The organism is Terriglobia bacterium (assembly GCA_020073085.1).
Classification (GTDB): domain Bacteria; phylum Acidobacteriota; class Terriglobia; order JAIQFV01; family JAIQFV01; genus JAIQFV01.
Map to the genome: position 1 here is coordinate 103,759 of JAIQFV010000013.1, position 18,985 is coordinate 122,743.

The following is an 18,985-nucleotide window of genomic DNA, read 5'->3' on the forward strand; positions in this document are numbered from 1 at the left end:
CGCCGGGGCGTGATTCGACATCCAAGCTAGAAACAGGAGGAGAGCATGAAACGATTGAGGCAAAGAAATTGGCAGAGGGGTTGTTCACTGGTTATCTTTGTAGTGGTCGTGTTGAGCACCGTTCAGCTCTTCGCCGCCACCGAAGATGATCTGGCGCGGCTGAAGCCTGGGATGGCCAAGGACGATGTCATCCAGACCATGGGGAAACCGGATTCCAAGGGCGAGAAGAAAGGCGAAGATCCTTGTAGCTGGTTCATCTACAAAAATGTCGGTCACTACAAGTATGTCCAGATCTGGTTCGATTGCCAGGACAAGCTCGTGGGCATCGACAAGGCGTCGAAGTAGGACCAGTTGTCAGTTCTCAGTTGCCAGTGAAGACATCCGGACGCCAGAGGCCGGAAGCCGGAGTTCAGAGAACCAGTTGTCAGTTCTCGGTTCTCAGATTTCAGAGAAGACCATCAGAAGAATGAGGTCGGAAGTCAGAAGTCAGAGAACCAGTTGTCAGTTCCCAGTTCTCAGAGGAAATAACCGGAAGCCAGGAGCCAGACGCAGGAAGCCGGAGGTCAGAAGTCAGAGTTGAACTGCACTTTGAACTTGGAACTTTGAACTTGGAACTGGGTTTCAGACTTTGAGCTTGGAACTTTGAACTGGTTTTTTTGGATCTTGGACTTGGGACTGTGGACCTTGGACTTGGGACTTTGGACTTTGGACTAAATCGGGTTGCTTTCCATGCGAAGAATGATCGTGGTGGGAGGCGGGCTCGCGGGATGCGAGGCCGCCTGGCAAATCGTCACGCAACTGGACGTGCGTGGGGCCGCATCCGATGCGGGTGTTGAGCTGTGGGAAATGCGTCCCTGCGTGAGGACGCCGGCGCATCGAACCGACCGTCTGGGCGAGCTGGTATGCAGTAATTCCCTCAAGAGCGACTCACAATTCTCTGCGCCGTGGCTGCTGAAGGAAGAGCTGCGGCGGCTGAATTCATTGCTGATGGCGGTGGCCGAGGAGACACGTGTCCCGAGCGGCCATGCCCTGTCGGTGGACCGCGATCGATTTGCGATCCTCCTGACGGAGCGGATCTCCGCTCACCCGCGCATTCGAATTCGGCGCGAGGAGTTCGTGGAGCTGCCGGAAGATGAGGATTCGATTGTGATTGTGGCCACGGGGCCTCTCACGTCGGCGGCCCTCTCCGAAAGTATTCGACGGGCAACGGGTCAGGATCATCTCTATTTCTTCGACGCCATCAGCCCGATTGTCGAGGCCGAAACGATTGACCTTGGGATCGCGTTCAAGGCCTCTCGCTACGGCAAAGGCGGAGAGGATTATGTGAATTGTCCCTTCTCGCGCATCGAATATGATGCATTCTATGATGCGCTCGTCACGGCGCAGTGCGTTCCGACCCATGAGTTCGAAAAGGAGATCCTGACCGGAGTTTCCGCTGAGAAGCTGGGCGGAGAAAAATTCCCTTTGAATATGACTGCAACAGAGGATGAAGCGAAGGGAGCCGCTTCGACCTTGGCGCTGTTGAGTAGTGCAGCACAGGAAGGGAAGGCGCCGGCCGAGGAAGAGATGCCAGCCGGAGAGATTCCCTACTTTGAAGGATGTCTGCCGATTGAAGAGTTGGCCCGGCGCGGGCGCGACACCTTGCGATTTGGACCCATGAAACCGGTGGGACTAGTCGATCCTCGGACCGGCCGCATGCCCTGGGCCTGTGTGCAGTTGCGCCAGGAAACTCTGCTGGCCGACAGCTACAACCTGGTGGGTTTTCAAAACCACCTGCGCTTTGCGGAGCAGGAGCAGATCTTCCGCATGATCCCCGCTCTTGCCCAAGCGGAGTTCATCCGATTCGGACAGATGCACCGGAACACCTACCTGAACTCGCCCCGCGTGCTTGTGGAGACGCTTCAAATGCGGACGCGGCCCAACCTCTTCTTTGTTGGCCAGCTGGTGGGAGTGGAAGGATACGTCTAGTCCATCATGACGGGTTTAATCGCCGGGCGGAACGCGGTGCGTCTGGCCCTCGGTCAAAACCCCAGCTCCCCCCCGGCCGGATCCGCATGCGGGGCGTTATTGCATTACATCACCCACGCCCCTCCACACAACTTCCAGCCCATGAACATCGTCTTCAGCCTCCTTCCTCCGGTTGAAATGCGCACGCCCAAGGGAACCAAGATCCCGAAGGCTGAGCGCCACCAACACCAGTGCGAGATCGCGCTCCACGAGTTTGAAGAATGGAAACGAAATCTGGATGATTCATCATAGGCATTGCAGAGGCCTGGAGACACTTAGATTGTAGCCCCGTCTGAGCCCCGCGCTTTTTATCTTTGCGGCGCGAGGGCGGGGTCGTGGCGTGCACACTGTTCTCTTCAGAAGGGAGAGGAGAATCGAAAGTTTTGCTCTTTCGCGTTCATGACGTGGCTCCGAGGGCAGCCGCGATTCGCTTCCAACAGCAGAACCACGAACCACGGATAACGCACCGGCAGATGCAGCACCGCGCGACGCGCCGAGCGTTTCACCCACACGCCCAGCTTGAGCAATCGCTCTCGCAGGGTGCTGACCTGAGCTCGGGCCAGTTCGGTCCCGGCGGCACAGCGGCGCACCGGCTGCCACCGATGGGATTTGCTAAAGCAGCGGATGCCCAATCCATAAAGGCTTCACTGAAGAACAGCGGACCCGCAATATCTCTGCCTCCCCAGTCCAAAACTTTTAACTAAAGTAAAACGGATTCCTGCCGATACATTTGGAGCAAGAACTTCGCACCCAATTCTCCCCTCCATTCTGGTGACATCTAGACGGTGCGTCGTCATTTCGCAAATTCAAATTCCTGATTAAAGGAATCCCTTTGTCCAAATCGTTCAAGGACGGTCGTCCGACTCAGAGAATCGTCGGGTTGCGCGGATTGAGGACGAAGAAACAGAGTCACAAGGATGAGAGTCGTGATTGAAATCACATCAGGTGCTTCCATGCGGGGTCCTCTCGCCGGGCTTCAACAAGATCCCGCCATATTCGAGGTTCATCGAGAGTTAAATTGAGTGTAGATCCTAGAGATCTATCCTGTCTCTTGGTTGTTCGCGGGTCGAATTCTCAACCGGGGAATCCTGATATTTCAGCAGCATGAAGGTCGCCCATTGAGCTAGATGCAGCTGACGGCCCCCTCAGTCTTGCAGTCTTCGGCAAGAAGGCCACTGAAGTGCAAACATGGAGGCGACCGGTCTTATTCTGTGGTCTTAGGGAAGAAGCGCCATAGATTGACGACCGGTGCTGCTTCAAGGAGGAGGCGGGCGATTAGTTTCAGAATCAGGGGCCGTTGACAATATTTGGAGAGATTTTAGGGTTGAAATCGCTTTGTTTTGACCGCCTCAGCATCCCGGCGGTCCCTCGGGATAAGGAAGTTGGGGCATGAAATCATCGGAACTGCCGCCCGTAGAATGGAGACTCCCCCCTAAATATATGGAGTCCATACCCTAGAGCAAGTTCCCCATTAGAGCCATGCCGAGAGGAACAATAGAAGCTGCCAGGGCAGCCCGCAGCGAGACGAATCCAAAGAGGACGCTCATTTACATTCCTATCGTTCACACACAGGCCGACATGGGTGCATTGGCCGAATCCATTAATCGCTTAAAGATCAAGAAGCTGGGCCGAAAGAGTTGGGAGCGCAACTTGGACCTCGTCGACAAATTGTGGAGCCAAATTGAACAGACCATCGAGAGTCTTGCTCTTGCTTATGAACAAGTTCGCCTCTACCAGGACGGTTTGCCGGTTTGCGGCAGGGAAGCCGAGATTGTCACCGATCTGGCAAAGGGAGGAAGTCGAAACTATCAATTGCTGGTGCGCCTGGGGCAAAAAGGGGCCACGTTGATGGGGACAGAATCTCCCGACCTCCTCGTTGAAGAGTATCAGCAAGCCAAACAGACATTTGCCACGGAGAAAACTGGAATTTCCCTCCAAGGAGAGATACGCCGGAAATCATCGAGAGATCCTTTGCTGGTGCGGCGCGATCAGTTTATTGCGCAACGCATCAACACGACTCTCCAACCCCTGGAAACAGGACTGCTCTTCATAGGGATGCTCCATTCCGTCGGGCCCTGGCTTGACAGGGATATTCATGTTGTCCAACCGATTCATCCACTCCCTGCTTAAAGAAGGATAACGACTGTGTCATCTGAGTCAACACCTGCCAGCAAGATTCTGATTGTGGACGATCAAAACGAAGTCTGTTCCGTTCTGTCCTGGTGTCTGGAGCGGGAGGGCATGATCCCGGTGGTGGCGCATACGGGAGAAGCTGGCTTGGAGAAGATACGCACGGAACATCCTGACGCCATGCTTCTGGACATACAGCTGCCGGATAGCAATGGCCTGGAAATGTTGAAGCAGGTTAAAGGGCATGATGAAGATCTCCCGGTAATCCTCATCACCGGATATCCGGAGATCCGGACGGCGGTCGCGGCCATGCGTGCGGGGGCTCACGACTACCTTGCCAAACCCCTCAAGAACCATGAGGTGCTGCGAGTGGTCTTCCGGGCACTGAACGAACGAGCACTCAGGCGCAAGGTCCGACAACTCTCATCGCATGTCCTGGAAGGAGCCTCCTCATTGCTGGAATTCATGGGCCCGAGTGATGCGATCCGGCGGCTGGCCGCCGAGGTTGACCGGGTCGCCAAAACGAACTTCAGCGTCTTGATCTTGGGCGAGACCGGGGCCGGAAAAGAGCTGGTCGCCCACGCCATTCACCAGCTCAGTTCGAGAAGTGAAGGTCCGATTATGGCAGTGGATTGCGGGGCCATCCCTGAGCCGCTCCTGGAGAGCGAGCTGTTCGGGCACGAGAAAGGCGCCTACACAGGGGCCGATAAGCAGAAGATTGGCAGGTTCGAAATGGCGCACGGGGGAACGCTCTTTCTGGATGAAATCTCCAATATGCCGTGGGGCTCCCAGGCAAAGCTTTTGCGCGTGTTGCAGGAGAAGACCATTTACCGGATCGGCGGGAACCAACCGATTAAGACAGATGTGCGGGTCCTGGCGGCCAGCAATCGGGACCTGAACAAGTCGTCCGAGGAAGGGGCGTTCCGCCGTGATGTTTATTTTCGACTGAACGAATTTTCATTGGTGGTTCCATCCTTGCGTGAGCGTCAGGAGGATATTTTATACCTCGCCAAGCGATTCATGGATTCCACCAACCTCGAGTTACAGAAGACGGTTCATGGTTTTACCCAATCGGCAGTTGACGCTTTGCTGGCCTATGAGTGGCCCGGAAACGTACGGCAGCTCCGCTCGATGATCCGCCGGGCCGTCCTGCTGGCGGACGAAAGTATTTCCGTGCAGCACCTGGGGATCAGAGCGCAGCCACAGGGGCCGAAAACGCCGGAGGCGGACAGCGAATCGACCGTCTTCGACTCATCCAAAGGGAGTCTTTCTCTGAGGGAAGTCATGGAGTGCAAGAAGGCGGCGATTGAGCGGGAAATCCTGACTCAGGTCTTGCGCGAGACGGGCGGAAACAAAGCCAAGGCGGCCCGCTTGCTTCAGATCGATTACAAGACAATGCATTCGAAAGTCAAACAATACGGCATTTCGATCGACTAAAAAAGGAGAAGGAGGCTTATGCAAGAAAGTCGAAGAGGGAAGAACTCGAGTACGGGATTAGAGGGGGGCCTGGGAGGGATGTTGAAAGGGCTGGGCGACCTGGTGGAAAAGCTGGGGGAACTTGCCGAAAACAACGGCGAACTTTCCAAGACCGGCGAAATCAACGACGCCGGGAAAAAGCTCCGCGGAATTTACGGATTCACGGTCAAGGTGGGACTGGGTGACCAGGGGCCGCGTATCGAACCCTTTGGAAACATCCGTCGAGACACGAAGTCGGGCCGGACCGAGGTCCGGGAAGTCCGCGAACCCATGTTGGACGTTTTTGAAGAAGAAGACCATGTCTTGATACTGGCGGAGTTACCGGGCATCAGCAAGGAAGATCTTCGCGTCGATCTCAAGGACGATGTGCTCACCCTTTTTGCGGAGCGAGGAGACAAGAAATATCAGAAGGAAGTCCTCCTGCCGTGTGTTCTGTCCAAAGAGAAGATGCAGGTCAGCTGCAACAACGGGATCCTCGAGATCAAGTGCCCGAAGTCGTCGAAATGAAGGAGCAACCATGGAAACAGCGGAAAAGCTGCTCAAGCTCAAAGTCAGTGAAGCGCTGAGCAAAGACGTAGGCCGGGCCTTCGCCCGCATGGGGCCGGAAGACATGGCCCGGTTGCAAGTCGAGGTCGGCGACATCGTCGAGGTGAATGGAAAGTCGAAGACGGTGTGCAAGGTCATGCCGGCCTATAAGGAGATACGAGACCAATCCCGAATTCAGTTGGACGGTCTCACCCGGGAGAATGCCGGGACCGGGCTGGATGAGCATGTGGACGTGCGCCGGATCTCCTGTCCGCGCGCCCAGCGGATTGTGCTGGCTCCTACCAATATCACTCCTTCGGAACGGGATTTGGATTACATCGGGAGTCGCCTCGATGGCCTGCCCGTATTGGCGGACAATCGCATTCGCGCCACCCTCTTTGGAGCGCGCTGGGCGGACTTCAAGGTGGAGAGCACGGTTCCCAAGGGACCTGTTCTCATTGACCCAACCACTCAACTGGTCATCTCCAAAGGCGCAGCCGTCGAGGGGAAGGACCAGCGTGCCATTTCCTATGAAGACATTGGCGGTTTGAAGCCTCATCTGACGCGCATCCGTGAAATGATTGAACTGCCGCTGCGTTATCCGGAGGTGTTCGAGCGCCTGGGTATTGATCCTCCGAAGGGCGTGCTTCTTTACGGGCCTCCGGGATGCGGCAAAACGTTGATTGCCCGCGCCATTGCGCATGAAACCCAGGCGAATTTTTACGCCGTCAGCGGGCCCGAGATCATCCATAAGTTTTATGGTGAGAGTGAAGCGCATTTGCGCAAGATTTTCGAAGAGGCCAGCCAAAAGTCTCCCAGCATCATCTTTCTGGATGAGATTGATGCGATTGCCCCGAAGCGGGAGCAGGTTGTCGGAGAAGTGGAGAAGCGGGTGGTCGCTCAACTGCTGGCGCTCATGGACGGGCTTTCGCAGCGGCGCAAGGTGATCGTCATCGCCGCAACGAACCTGCCTCAGGTCCTCGATCCTGCCCTGCGACGGCCGGGGCGTTTTGACCGGGAAATTGCTATCCCCATACCCGATCGTCACGGACGCGAGGACATCCTTGAAATCCACAGCCGGGGGATGCCCTTGGCCGAGAAGGTGGATCTGCCTCATCTGGCCGAAATCACCCACGGTTTTGTCGGGGCGGACCTCGAAGCATTGTGCCGGGAGGCCGCGATGATCTGTCTGCGGCGCATCATGCCTGATGTGGACTTTGGAATGGCCCACATCCCGTATGATCAGCTCTCCAAGCTCGAAGTGGTCATGGATGATTTTACCGAGGCCCTCCAAACCATCGAGCCTTCCGCCATGCGCGAGGTGTTCGTGGAAGTTCCCAATGTGCGCTGGGAGGATGTGGGCGGACTGGATGAGGTCAAAGCGCGCCTCGTGGAAGCCGTTGAGTGGCCGCTTCAGTTCCCTGACCTGTTTGCGCAGGCCGGGATCCGGCCTCCCAAGGGGATTCTGCTCAGCGGCCCACCCGGTTGCGGCAAGACCATGCTCGCCAAAGCCGTCGCCAGCGAGACCAAGGTAAATTTCATCTCGGTGAAAGGCCCGGAGTTGCTTTCCAAGTACATTGGTGAATCTGAAAAAGCCTTGCGGGAGATTTTTCGCAAGGCGCGGCAAGCGGCACCATGCATTGTGTTTTTCGATGAGATTGATGCGCTGGTTCCCAGCCGAGGCGCCGGGACCGCCGATTCGCACGTCAGTGAGCGCGTCTTGAGCCAATTCCTCGCGGAACTGGATGGGGTGGAGGAGTTGAAGAAGGTCCTGGTGCTGGGGGCCACGAATCGGTTGGATATCCTGGATGCGGCCATTCTCCGGCCCGGCCGGTTTGACGAAATCCTGGAAATCCAGGTTCCGGACGAAGCCGGGCGTCGCGCGATCTTCAAGGTTCATTTGCGTGAAAAGCCCCTGGGGAAGGGGATCGACATCGAGGGGTTGGCGTCGCGCGCGGTGGATTTCAGCGGCGCGGACATCAGTTCCGTTTGCCACCATGCTGCCTTGCAGGCCATCCGCCGGGCGGTCAGTACAATTTCGGAATCAAATCCATCCGGTGTCCGGGTGGTGATTGAGGCGAGCGATTTGGAAGAGGCTTTCCTGCAGGTGCGTTGATCGACCTACCGAAAGGGGGGGTTCCACAAAGTGGAAAAGAATGCCACGGGAGTCTATTTGTTCTGCATTGCCCGATCGAACCTTGTGGGGGAGCTCAACGCATCGGGCTTGGATGTTCAACACCCTCTTTCCGTATTTCGCCATTCACCCGACCTCTGTGCTGTGGTGAGCGAAGTGGCACTAAAGGATTTCTGCGGCCCGGAGGCCGAACTCTGCTTGCAGGAACTCGGCTGGATCGGACCGCGCGCAGTCAATCACGAGGCCGTGGTCGAGGAAGTCATGGCCTGTTCCCCGGTGCTTCCGGCGCGTTTTGGCACGTTGTTCTCATCGCAAGAGAAGTTGAGAAAGTTCTTGGACGTTCATGGCGAAATCATAACCCACTATCTTGACCGGATCAGGGGGCGAAGTGAATGGTCGGTCAAGGGCCTGCTTCATCGAAAGCAGGCCCAGCAGGCATTGTTGTCCAAAGGCCTGACGGATCGGCGCGATGATCTCGCGGTCTTGCCTCCAGGGACCCGGTATTTTGAAGAACGGCGGATTCAGCAAGAGGCCGACAAGGAATTCACACACTGGCTCAACCAGACCTGCCGAGAGGTGGCGGGAGATCTCCAGAATCATGCGTCGGATTTTTGTGAGTGTGAAAAGGTGCCTCGGGAGCGGCAAGAGAACGGAGTCGAGGAGGTCTTGAACTGGGCATTTCTTCTGCCGGAGGAGGCCCTTCCCGCATTTCGAGAGTCCATTCGGCGGATGAACTTCGAGCACGGGCCGCAAGGGTTGCGTTTTGAACTCTCCGGACCCTGGCCTCCCTATCGCTTTGTTCCTCCTCTTTCAATGGATGCCGTCGCATGAGTTGTCTTCTTTATTGTGTCTTTCCCGGTGGGCTTCCTCCCGACCTCGAAATGCCCGCCGGGGTAGGGGGACCCCCGGTGTTTCTTGTGGAGCACAAAGGGTTATCCGCCGTGCTCTCTGAACTCCCCCCATCCGACTCTCCTCCGGGCATCTCCGAAATCCTCGCTTATGAACAAGTGGTTGAGTTCTTTCATCGCCAGCGGACGGTCATTCCCATGCGCTATGGATGTCGACCCCAGACTGCTTCCGAGGCCATCAGGCTGTTAGAGGAACATTACAGCGAATATGAAGTTCTGCTTCGGAAACTCGAAGGGTCGGTCGAGATGGGTATTCAGGTCTTGTCTGAAAATTTGGGCGACCAAGCTGACCCGAACGGCTCCGGGGTGGCGGCCGAATCACTTCTCCCCGGTCTGTCCGGAACCGACTACCTGGCGGCGAAGCGGTTGCATTATCTCAGTATTGACCGTGGAACGCGGCAGCAGAGCAGGCTCGTGCAAACCCTGTGCAGTATGCTCGAGGGTTTGTATGCCGATCACAAAATCGAAGCACGACCTTTGGCCAATGGCCGGCTTCAATCGATCTATTTCCTTGTTCCCCGCGACGCGATCGCATCGTTCCGTCAGACTGCGCAAGAAATTTTCAAAAAACAGAACGCCAAATTACTCCTGAGCGGTCCCTGGCCGCCGTACAACTTTGTTTAATTCCCGCACGACAGTTCCGAGGAATCCTGAATGATACTGCCCGAGGTGATTCAGAATACAGGATTCATTGCCTCACCTGGCCCATTCCCGCTATGGAAAGAAATCCTCAATCCGTTTTGCGCCGCGAGGGGTGGTTCCGTCTCACTCGCGTTACTCCCTTGGATTCAAGGCCACGCACATAATCAGCAGATTGTCTTTCGATTGGCATCCGCCGTGCACTAACTAAGAACGAACACGGGCTACACAAAGGAGCCCGATCCAAACAGGGTAACAAGTTACCCGGAAAGGAATAAAACAGATGGCAAAGATTCAGAAGTCTACAGATTCTTCGAGCTTGGCGGAAGTGGTCGATCGGATTCTTGATAAGGGTATCGTGATTGACGCATGGGCAAAGGTGTCGTTGGTTGGAATCGAGCTGCTTTCAATCGAAGCCCGCGTTGTGATCGCTTCAGTTGAGACCTACCTGAAGTATGCCGAGGCCATCGGCCTCACAGCCAGTGCTGCCGTTCCGGCGTAGGATGCCAGAGCGTTGCGAGCGCTAAAGAAACTGTCAAGTGGGGGGGCCGAGATCCGGCCCTCCTCTAGACAGAACAAATCAGGTACACCCAGCCAATAACTATAAGGAGGACGACAGTGGGAAGATTTGCAGAAGACATGAACCGATTGTGCGGAGAAATCCAGAACCTGAGAACAAACCGCCGGGAGTTCCGGAGTGAACTGAATGAACAAAAGAAAGCACGTCGAACGGAAGTCGTCGAAATGTGCGTGGAGATTGCAGAAAATCTTGCCGGGAGAGCGAAACGTGCCCGCGGGAACCGCCTGGCATTCTTGAGAAATTTGAAGCAGGGAGTGGCCGAGCAAAAGCAGAATGTCAGGGCCGATCTCGCCATGGCCCGCCGCGTGTGGGTGGGTAAGGCGGCGTAGTTGACGTTCCGTGCTGCGGGGCATCATCTCCCAGAATGAAAGTCGGGGCGCTCCGGCGGAATCAGACGCCACCCCGATTGGACCGCAAGGAATCACAGGAGAGGGCAAGGAGAATCATGATAAACGTATTGACAGAAGGCTTGACAAGAATTCACGACGAGATCCTGGCGTTGCGACAAGAACGCGGAGACCTGATCGGTGACTTGCACCAGGAGGCCACCGATCGGAAGTCAGCGGTGTCTCAGATGCTCGCGACGTTTTCAAAGGATCTTTCGGAAACGGTCCGGAGAAATAGAAAGAATCGAACGGACTTTATGGCGAATCTCCGGGAAACGGTGTCCAACCTACAGCAGGAAGTGCGCCTTGAACTGGGAGAGGCCCAGCAGGCACTGGCAACCTTGCGAATGTCGGGACCAAAGGGTTTGGAACCATCGAAGGCACGAAGGAACCAGGAAACCAGAACAACCCTGCAGGGCAAGGAAAACCGACCGGTGGGCCGCAACGAAGCGGTTGAGGGGCGTGACCATGAACCGGGAGGCCGGAAGGATGAGGCCACGCCAAAGAAATCCAAGCTCTCTGCGCTGAGGCGGAATCGAAAATGAACCTCGCAGAGAAGCAATATGCGCATGAAAGCCTCCCCCCGGGCCCTTTTCAAGCCACGCTCCAACGAAGGGAAAAACGACCCATGAGTGTTGAAGCTTCCAATTTGATCGCCGAGCCGAGCCTGCAAATCCTGCCGGAAGAATCCAATGTCCAGCCCGAGCCCAGCGAGTCGTTTGTTTCTACGCCTTATATTCAAGCCTTAACGGCCCGCGGCATGACCTACCTCGATGCCGGATATGCGTTGCATTTCGCAGGTCCGGCCGGGGCGGGAAAGACGACTCTGGCCTTCCATGTGGCCGCGAAGCTCGGGCGCCCGGTCGTGCTGATCCATGGCGATGACGAGTTTGCGAGCTCGGACCTGGTGGGGAAAGACTCCGGCTATCATAAGTCCAAACTGGTCGACAACTACATCCACTCCGTGGTCAAGACCGAAGAGAGCATGAGCACCCTGTGGCAGGACCACCGGTTGACCACCGCCTGCCTGAACGGATACACACTCATTTACGATGAATTCAATCGTTCTCGCCCGGAGGCGAACAACGTGCTCCTCAGCGTGCTCGAGGGAAAGATTTTGAATCTGCCCAAGATGCGCCGCTCCGGAGAGGGATACCTGCGGGTTCACGAAGATTTTCATGCCATCCTGACCTCGAACCCTGAAGAGTACGCCGGCGTGCATAAAACGCAAGACGCCCTGCTGGATCGCATGATCACGATTAACCTGAGTTACTTTGACCGGGAGACCGAGATTGAGGTGGCCATGGCGAAATCAGGCCTGGCCCGTCCCGATGTCGAGAGAATTGTCGATATCGTCAGAGAGCTCCGGGACGTGGGAGTCAATAATCATCGTCCCACCATCCGGGCGAGCATCGCCCTGGCCCGGATCCTTTCTCAAGCGAGCGCGTCTGCCCTGATCGATGACCCGTCCTTTTCGGCCATCTGCCATGACGTGCTCAACACCGACACGGCAAAAGTCACGCGCGAAGGACAACCGCTCATGAGAGAGAAGGTGGAAGAGGCCATCCGGAAGGTCTGCGGAAACCAGCAGGGAAGACAGCGCAGGAACAATCATCGGGCCAGTTCAACCTCAAAGGAGTAATCATGCCTATTCCTATCCGCGGTCTTAAGACAATTCGCACCTTCGCCGGGAAAACGAGCCGGACTTTTGTCCCCCATAAAGCCCATTTGCAGATCGCCTGCCTGGAGATCGAAAAGACGCGATGCGCCACGGAAAGAACAAACGAGTTGCGGCGATTGGCAGAGTTGGACTCCCGATTGCGGGAAATCGAAGCTGAACAGGCGGCCCTGATGCAAGCCTTGAGTGACCGAAGCAAGATGAAGCGCGGTGACGGACTGCCCGCAGGCTTCAGGACGCCACATCATCGGAGCGCGGTTCCTTTTAAGATCAAATATTGAACCCCCCGTGTGCCACTTACCGGCGGGGGCTGGTCTCCAGGATGGGGACCAATTCGCATGAGCGGTGAATCAAGGTACCGGTTGAATTTAGACGTCGGGAGGAGAAACGATGAGAATCAACTGTCTGTCCTGCGGACATATGGTGGACCTGGAAGACGACTATGACGATTATGAAGGCGAAGTCAAATGCTTCGTATGCAGCACGACCCTCGAAGTCCGCACGGAAGAAGGCCGGATCAAGAACGTCCGCCTGGCGAAAAAGATCCCACTCGTTCCAGTCGAGCAGGTCATTGAAGTTCCCTTTGTCCCTTGATGGAGGGCTGCTGTGTTCTTGCCACCTTTTTCTTCGCTGCATGTGCTAAACGAGGAGGGGAGCGGACGGATCGCACCTCTGGAGGCCAAATTCATGACGGATCAGTTTCGAGAGAGTGGAGCGGCGCCGTGGAACGGACAAACCCTGGAGGAGGTCTCGGGCCGCCCCGACCTTCAGGTTTCCGGGTTCATGGAACCCGGTCATTCCGGACCCTCCCAAGTGTTGCTGACGCGAATCCTTGAACTCCACAGCAGCGGGCTCAGCGCCGAGGAAATCGCCGGGGGGATCCTGACCACCGAACCCGAAAACGTCCTGTTTCGCTCCAAGATTCTGATCGAGATCATTCTCCAATACGCCAACCGGCAGGCACTTGAAAGGATACTATGAGCACCAGCCACACCACTTTGGCCAGGGCCGGAGAGAAGCATGCCATCCATCTGCCCACAGCGGCTGCGAGGACGTATCTGTACGCGGTGGTCGGAAACACCGGCGAGGAAAAATACGGGGAATTTGGGATCGATGGAAGCGACGTCTATTCCATCCCTTCGGGAAAGGTGGCGGCGGTGGTCAGCAACCTGGCAGTCGAGCGGGTTCGACCGGAACGTGCCCGCCTGGCAGCTCATCAGGAGGTTCTGAAACGGCTTTTGGTCCACACCACCCCCCTCCCCATGTCCTTTGGAGTCCTGGCGGACAGCCCTCAGGCGATTCGCAAGATGCTTTCCCGCAATCAGCAGATGCTGCTCGAACAACTCCGTCGGGTCGAAGGAAAGGTCGAAATGGGCTTGCGCATCAGCTGGGACGTCCCCAACATCTTTGAGTACTTCGTGATTACCCACGAGGAACTCCGGCAGGCGAGAGACCAACTATTGGGAGGTCCTCGAGAGCCGACCCAAGAAGACAAGATCGAAGTCGGGAGGCTGTTCGACCGGTTGCTCAATGATGATCGGCAATCTCATCTGGAGCTGGTGGATGAGATCCTCTCGCGGCGGGACACCGAAGTGATGCAGTTGAACTGCCGGAGCGAACGCGAGGTGTTAAACGTTGCCTGCCTGGTCAAACGGGAGTCCACGCCACAGTTCGAAGCCGACGTCTTTGAGGTGGCGAAACACTTTGATAACAATTTCGCACTGAACTACAACGGCCCGTGGGCGCCTCACAACTTCGTAGAGGCCTCGGTTCAGTTTTAGAATGGGCGAGCACTGAGAAGTTCATGCTAGTCGTCGATGACATCGTTTTGTTTCCAGTCCATGGGATCCTCTGGGTCCTCAAGGAAATTCACAACGCCGCCATGGAAGAGATTGCCAGCGAAGCGCAATTTGCCGCGACGGAATTGAGCGAACTCTATATGGCCCTGGAGGCGGGCGGGATTACCGAGGAGGAATTCTCAGCACGGGAGAAAGTCCTTCTCGATCGACTGGAAGCAGCACAGAGTTCTGGAAGGGGCGGTGAAGAGGAGAGCGGCGATGAAGATCCAAGCCCAGTGGCCTGAAAAACAACCTCAAGAAGAGGGTCGGGTGAGGGCCGCAGCAGAGGTAATAAAGGGATTGGAGCTCCAACCTTCCGGGAGCCCCGAGAAATGCAACGCCTTGTCAATGGGGGTTATGTGGAAGCCGGCCAGGGAAGAACCCGTCCGTAAGAACGCCACGCGACCAATCTTCAGAGGTCAGTGGGACTCCGGTAGGGCGGTGTGGGCTTGCGCCACAGCCTCTCATGGACAACGAATGCATCCGAAAAATAGACTCTCCTCTTTTCCGCCAGACCTGGTTTGTCCTGGTCCCCGACGCTTGACGCTTCGCTCGCTCCACGGTCAAGTCGTCGTGGGACATAACCGCAATGAATTGAGGGCCAATGCCTCGTAAAAGCAGCAGCGGAAAACGACCCACGGGGATTTCTGACCTGGCGCTGAAAGACACCCAGAAAATCTCTCTGTGCGAGGTACTGGACCGGGTCCTGAACAAAGGTATTGTGTTGACGGGCGAAGCGACCATCTCTGTCGCTGATATCGATCTCATTTATCTTGGACTGCAAATGGTCCTGACCTCCATTGAGGCGAGACAGCAAGGGTCGCACTCGCTGCCCCTGGCCCTTCCCACCTCAGCATGTCTCGGAGAGGAGAATCCGAATGCGGTTGCCTGAATTCGGCCACGTGGAATCTGAATCCGTCGGCGATTTTGCCCGGGTGATGAAGATGGAGAATCTGCTGGGACCCCAACACTCCAATGTGGCCCTGGGCAAAGGTTCCCGGTGGAACCTGGATGCGAACAGTACCAAGAACGGGCTGGGACAGCTGGTCCTGACTCTGGTGAAACTCCTGCATGAACTACTGGAACGCCAAGCCGTCCGTCGCGTGGAAAGCGGTTCCCTGAGCGACCAGCAGGTGGAAAGGCTCGGCCTGACGCTGATTAAACAGGCCCAGGAAATTGAACGGCTCCGGTGCGAATTTGGTCTCGAAGAAGAGGATCTCAATCTGGATCTTGGTCCGCTCGGAAGACTTCTTTAAGAGGAGATAGCATGCTTCAGCAGCAAGGTATGTCGCATTCGGTCCAAAGCTCCACTTTGTCGGATGTGCTGGAACGCGTTCTGGACAAGGGGATCGTCATTGCCGGCGACATCAGAGTGAAACTGGTGGACATCGAACTCCTTTCGATCCAGATCCGGCTGGTCATTTGTTCGGTCGACAAGGCCAAGGAGATGGGGATGGACTGGTGGGTGAACAACCCGATCTTTCGCCGCGAGATGGATCAGAACGCGATTACATCTTCTCTGGCGAGCATTGAAGAACGGATGGGGAAGCTGGAAGCTTCGTTCAGCCGATCTCCGGTCCAGGTCCCGCAAAGTTCCTCGGTCATTCCCTCCCCGGTGCTGTAATCGGCGGATCGAAGGAATCGAGGCCCTGGCCGATGAGACCCATTTCCCTTTTTCCTCCCCTGGGTGGCCCCATTATTTCCCCCCGAGAGAAAAAGCCCTATTCAAAGCCTGTGCACGGGAGTAGAGCGTTCGAATGACGGTCGACTCGGGGGATATCCTTCCCCGTCAGGCGACCACTGAGAAGAGAAAACTGAAGGGTCCGGAACGGAACGAGTCCGGTTGTTGATTTCAATCTGGAGTTCAATGCCACTCTTCTTGGTCGCCCGGCGTCGGCGCGCTCATGAGAGTGGCCCGATGAGGGAGAAGAGGGAGCGCGAGCATGTCGGGGGCGCAAGAACGGCCGCAACTCTACGGCAGGGGTCACAACGAGGCGCTGGAGTACAAAGACTTTGCCAGCTACTTGGAATCCATCAGCGGGTACCTCAACGACCCTGTCCTGTTGGCATCGGTGGCCGGGAAAATCGTGAACGTGAATGACCGTGCGGTCGCCGCCTACGGATACGCCCGCGACGAACTGCTCCAGTTGGACCTGCGTGACTTGTGGTCCCCCGAAAAGAAAGACGAGATCGAGACCAGGTTTCGGGAGGCGGAACAGAGGGACGGGTTGTTGTTTGAGACCGTGCATCGCCGGAAAAACGGGACCACTTTTCCGGTTGAATTGAGTGCCCGGATCAATCGGGCAGGAGGAACCGGACTCATTCATGCTGTTGTCCGTGACATCACACAACATAAACAAGCCGAACAAGTGCTGAAGGACAGCGAGCGAAAGTTTCGTGAGCTGACGGAGTTGTTGCCGCAATCAGTGTTTGAGATCGACGAAAAAGGGACTTTGACGTTCGCCAATCGCTATGCGCTCTCTTCGATGGGCTACTCCCAGGAGGATTTTGAAAGAGGGATCAATGCTCTGGAAACGATTGATCCCAAGGATCGAGAAAAAGCTGAAGACAATATCCGCAGGCTGTTGGCCGGGGAGGAACGGAGGGAAGGGGAGTACGTCATCCACCGAAAGAACGGCACCCCCTTTTCAGCAATTATCTGTTCCGGCCCAATCGTTCGCGCCAACAAGCGCGTCGGGGTGCGCGGGATCATCCTGGATATTACTGAGCGAAAGCGCGCCGGTGAGTCGTTACGAAAATCGGAATTCTGGCTGGAGGAATCCCAGCGGGCGGCTCAAATCGGCAGCTATCTAATTAATCTCGACAACAAGAAGTTTGAGACCACGCCGGTGATGGATGAAATCTTCGGGATCGAGGCGTCGCACCCCAGAACCGTCAAGAGCTGGCTGAGCCTCCTACACCCCGAGGATCGCGAGGAGGTGAAAGTCTATCTTCGCGAAAAGGTTTTGGCTGAAAAAGTCCCTTTCGACCGGGAATATCGAATCATCCGGCCATCAGATCGGCAGGAACGCTGGCTTCACGGCCGCGGAGAGCTTGTCTTCGACGAAAAGGGAACCCCCCTGAAGATGGTGGGGACCATCCAAGACGTCACCGAACGGAAGCACGCGGAAGAGGCGCTTCGGCGCTCCGAAGCGAGCTATCGGTCCCTGATTGAGGGGGCCACCTACGGGATTGCCATCTGGTCAGTGGAGGGGAAGTTTCTGGAGGTCAATCCCGCCCTCGTTGCCATGCTGGGCTATGATTCCAAAGTAGAACTTCTCGGGGTCGATATGGTCACCCACATTTATCGGCGTCCAAGCGATCGGGCGGAATTGATGGCTCCGTTTACCCAGAAGAGCCGGTTCGATCGATCGGCCGAGGAATGGAAGCGCAAGGACGGTTCACCGATCACCGTACACATCAGCGGCCGGCCCATTTCCGATGAGAACGGCAAGGTGACGCATTTTGAAGCGATCATCGAGGATATCACCCGCAGCCACCTTCTGGAGGAACAGCTCCGTCAAGCCCAAAAAATGCAGGCGATGGGCCGTCTGGCGGGTGGCGTGGCCCATGACTTTAACAACCTGCTCGGGGTCATCATCGGGTATAGCGAGATGATGTTGCAGGAACTCAATCCGGCGGATCCCATCTATCAGAAGATTGAAGAAATAAGCAAGGCCGGCGACCGAGCCGCCGCATTGACCCGGCAGCTTTTGGCCTTCAGCAGGAAACAAACATTGCAGCTCTCATCGATCAATCTTAATGAGGTCGTCGAGGAAATGAAAGAGATGCTGCGACGCATGATTGTCGAGGACATTGCCTTGGAAACTCTCCTTGATCCTGATCTCAAGCTGGCCAAGGCGGACCCCGGCCAGATTGAACAGGTCATCATGAATCTGGTGGTCAATGCCCGGGACGCTATGCCCCGCGGTGGAAAATTGATCGTAGAGACCTCCAACGTCGAACTGGACGAGCACTTTGCCGATGTCCATCCGGAAATGCAACCCGGCTTATACGTGATGTTGGCCGTCAGTGATACAGGAACGGGGATGGACCGGGAGACTCAATCCCACCTCTTCGAGCCTTTCTTTACGACCAAGGAAGAGGGTAAAGGGACGGGGCTGGGATTGGCGACGGTCTATGGCATCGTGAAACAGTGCAATGGCTCCATCGGGGTTTACAGCGAACTGGGCGAAGGGACGACCTTCAGAATTTACCTGCCATGCTCGGAAGAGGATGTGGGCGGGGGAACCAAGGGCACGAAGTCTGTGGATGAGCTGCTCCGGGGCAACGAAACCATCCTGCTGGTCGAGGATGATGACCACCTCCGGCGGCTGACTCGAGAGATTTTGAAGAGTTGCGGATATATCGTCCTCGAATCCGCCAATCCGCAGGACGCGATTTCGTTCGCAGCAAACCACAAAGGACCGATTTCCGTGATGGTCACCGATGTGGTGATGCCGGGAATGAGTGGGAGGGAACTCGCCGAACAATTGACCCTCACACGCCCCGCCGCCAGGGTGCTTTACATCTCCGGGTATACTGAGGAGGCGATTACACAGCGGGGGGTGCTTCCGTCCGGCGTGGATTTCCTGCAAAAACCGTTCACCAAACAAACCTTGGTCCGCAAGGTGCGTGACTTGATCGAGAGAGTCGAAACCTGAGGCCATTTCTCATCAAGATT

The 18,985-nt window shown here is 56.2% G+C and carries 20 protein-coding genes and 2 pseudogenes; 21 read left to right on the forward strand and 1 reads right to left on the reverse strand.

The genetic code is table 11. From position 1 onward, the window contains the following. Positions 1 to 45: 45 nt before the first annotated feature. A complete protein-coding gene (locus tag LAO21_14470) occupies positions 46 to 345 on the forward strand; it encodes an outer membrane protein assembly factor BamE (protein ID MBZ5553923.1) in 300 nt (99 codons plus the stop codon). 384 nt (positions 346 to 729) lie between these two features. After that, positions 730 to 2,259 (forward strand): annotated as a pseudogene (gene trmFO / locus LAO21_14475) (methylenetetrahydrofolate--tRNA-(uracil(54)-C(5))-methyltransferase (FADH(2)-oxidizing) TrmFO). A gap of 104 nt (positions 2,260 to 2,363) precedes the next feature. On the opposite strand, the gene LAO21_14480 reads toward trmFO, so the two are convergent. Then, the gene (locus LAO21_14480; GenBank protein ID MBZ5553924.1) at positions 2,364 to 2,597 is read right to left on the reverse strand and encodes a transposase; all 234 of its coding nucleotides are present in this window, start codon (positions 2,595 to 2,597) and stop codon (positions 2,364 to 2,366) included. 889 nt (positions 2,598 to 3,486) lie between these two features. Here LAO21_14480 and LAO21_14485 point away from each other — a divergent pair. The 19 genes and pseudogenes from LAO21_14485 (at position 3,487) to LAO21_14575 (ending at position 18,965) form a co-directional block, all read left to right on the forward strand. Continuing rightward, complete coding sequence (locus LAO21_14485; protein MBZ5553925.1) at positions 3,487 to 4,137, forward strand: hypothetical protein; 651 nt, start codon at positions 3,487 to 3,489, stop codon at positions 4,135 to 4,137. A gap of 45 nt (positions 4,138 to 4,182) precedes the next feature. Next, a pseudogene (locus LAO21_14490) lies at positions 4,183 to 5,574 on the forward strand (sigma-54 dependent transcriptional regulator). A gap of 18 nt (positions 5,575 to 5,592) precedes the next feature. After that, positions 5,593 to 6,120: an Hsp20/alpha crystallin family protein gene (locus tag LAO21_14495; GenBank protein MBZ5553926.1), complete on the forward strand. Its 528-nt coding sequence runs from the start codon at positions 5,593 to 5,595 to the stop codon at positions 6,118 to 6,120. Positions 6,121 to 6,130: 10 nt separating this feature from the next. Continuing rightward, the gene (locus tag LAO21_14500; protein ID MBZ5553927.1) at positions 6,131 to 8,254 is read left to right on the forward strand and encodes a CDC48 family AAA ATPase; all 2,124 of its coding nucleotides are present in this window, start codon (positions 6,131 to 6,133) and stop codon (positions 8,252 to 8,254) included. 30 nt (positions 8,255 to 8,284) lie between these two features. Then, positions 8,285 to 9,103, forward strand: a complete 819-nt coding sequence (locus tag LAO21_14505) for a GvpL/GvpF family gas vesicle protein (GenBank protein ID MBZ5553928.1) — start codon at positions 8,285 to 8,287, stop codon at positions 9,101 to 9,103. Next, positions 9,100 to 9,804: a GvpL/GvpF family gas vesicle protein gene (locus LAO21_14510; GenBank protein ID MBZ5553929.1), complete on the forward strand. Its 705-nt coding sequence runs from the start codon at positions 9,100 to 9,102 to the stop codon at positions 9,802 to 9,804. Before LAO21_14505 ends, LAO21_14510 begins: the two co-directional genes overlap by 4 nt. 298 nt (positions 9,805 to 10,102) lie before the next feature. Further along, complete coding sequence (gvpA, locus tag LAO21_14515; GenBank protein ID MBZ5553930.1) at positions 10,103 to 10,321, forward strand: gas vesicle structural protein GvpA; 219 nt, start codon at positions 10,103 to 10,105, stop codon at positions 10,319 to 10,321. A 116-nt stretch (positions 10,322 to 10,437) separates the two neighbouring features. Continuing rightward, positions 10,438 to 10,728 (forward strand): hypothetical protein, encoded by a 291-nt coding sequence (locus LAO21_14520; GenBank protein MBZ5553931.1) that lies wholly within the window; start codon positions 10,438 to 10,440, stop codon positions 10,726 to 10,728. A 116-nt stretch (positions 10,729 to 10,844) separates the two neighbouring features. After that, entirely contained in the window at positions 10,845 to 11,330 is a 486-nt protein-coding gene (locus tag LAO21_14525) for a hypothetical protein (protein ID MBZ5553932.1), read from the forward strand. Positions 11,331 to 11,413: 83 nt separating this feature from the next. Then, a complete protein-coding gene (gene gvpN / locus LAO21_14530) occupies positions 11,414 to 12,427 on the forward strand; it encodes a gas vesicle protein GvpN (GenBank protein MBZ5553933.1) in 1,014 nt (337 codons plus the stop codon). 2 nt (positions 12,428 to 12,429) lie between these two features. Next, positions 12,430 to 12,744 carry a hypothetical protein gene (locus LAO21_14535; GenBank protein ID MBZ5553934.1) on the forward strand — a complete coding sequence of 105 codons (315 nt, stop codon included), beginning with the start codon at positions 12,430 to 12,432 and terminating at the stop codon, positions 12,742 to 12,744. A gap of 109 nt (positions 12,745 to 12,853) precedes the next feature. Beyond that, positions 12,854 to 13,057 carry a hypothetical protein gene (locus LAO21_14540; protein ID MBZ5553935.1) on the forward strand — a complete coding sequence of 68 codons (204 nt, stop codon included), beginning with the start codon at positions 12,854 to 12,856 and terminating at the stop codon, positions 13,055 to 13,057. 93 nt (positions 13,058 to 13,150) lie between these two features. Then, complete coding sequence (locus tag LAO21_14545; GenBank protein MBZ5553936.1) at positions 13,151 to 13,444, forward strand: hypothetical protein; 294 nt, start codon at positions 13,151 to 13,153, stop codon at positions 13,442 to 13,444. After that, on the forward strand, positions 13,441 to 14,244 hold the full coding sequence (locus LAO21_14550) for a GvpL/GvpF family gas vesicle protein (protein ID MBZ5553937.1): 804 nt from the start codon (positions 13,441 to 13,443) through the stop codon (positions 14,242 to 14,244). The genes LAO21_14545 and LAO21_14550 overlap by 4 nt, the downstream gene beginning before the upstream one ends. A gap of 23 nt (positions 14,245 to 14,267) precedes the next feature. Beyond that, positions 14,268 to 14,546, forward strand: a complete 279-nt coding sequence (locus LAO21_14555) for a gas vesicle protein GvpG (GenBank protein ID MBZ5553938.1) — start codon at positions 14,268 to 14,270, stop codon at positions 14,544 to 14,546. A 359-nt stretch (positions 14,547 to 14,905) separates the two neighbouring features. Beyond that, a complete protein-coding gene (locus LAO21_14560) occupies positions 14,906 to 15,193 on the forward strand; it encodes a gas vesicle protein (GenBank protein ID MBZ5553939.1) in 288 nt (95 codons plus the stop codon). A gap of 46 nt (positions 15,194 to 15,239) precedes the next feature. Beyond that, complete coding sequence (locus LAO21_14565; GenBank protein ID MBZ5553940.1) at positions 15,240 to 15,557, forward strand: gas vesicle protein K; 318 nt, start codon at positions 15,240 to 15,242, stop codon at positions 15,555 to 15,557. An 11-nt stretch (positions 15,558 to 15,568) separates the two neighbouring features. Beyond that, positions 15,569 to 15,925: a gas vesicle protein gene (locus tag LAO21_14570; GenBank protein ID MBZ5553941.1), complete on the forward strand. Its 357-nt coding sequence runs from the start codon at positions 15,569 to 15,571 to the stop codon at positions 15,923 to 15,925. Positions 15,926 to 16,244: 319 nt separating this feature from the next. Further along, positions 16,245 to 18,965 (forward strand): PAS domain S-box protein, encoded by a 2,721-nt coding sequence (locus tag LAO21_14575; GenBank protein MBZ5553942.1) that lies wholly within the window; start codon positions 16,245 to 16,247, stop codon positions 18,963 to 18,965. The last annotated feature ends 20 nt before the right edge of the window (positions 18,966 to 18,985 follow it).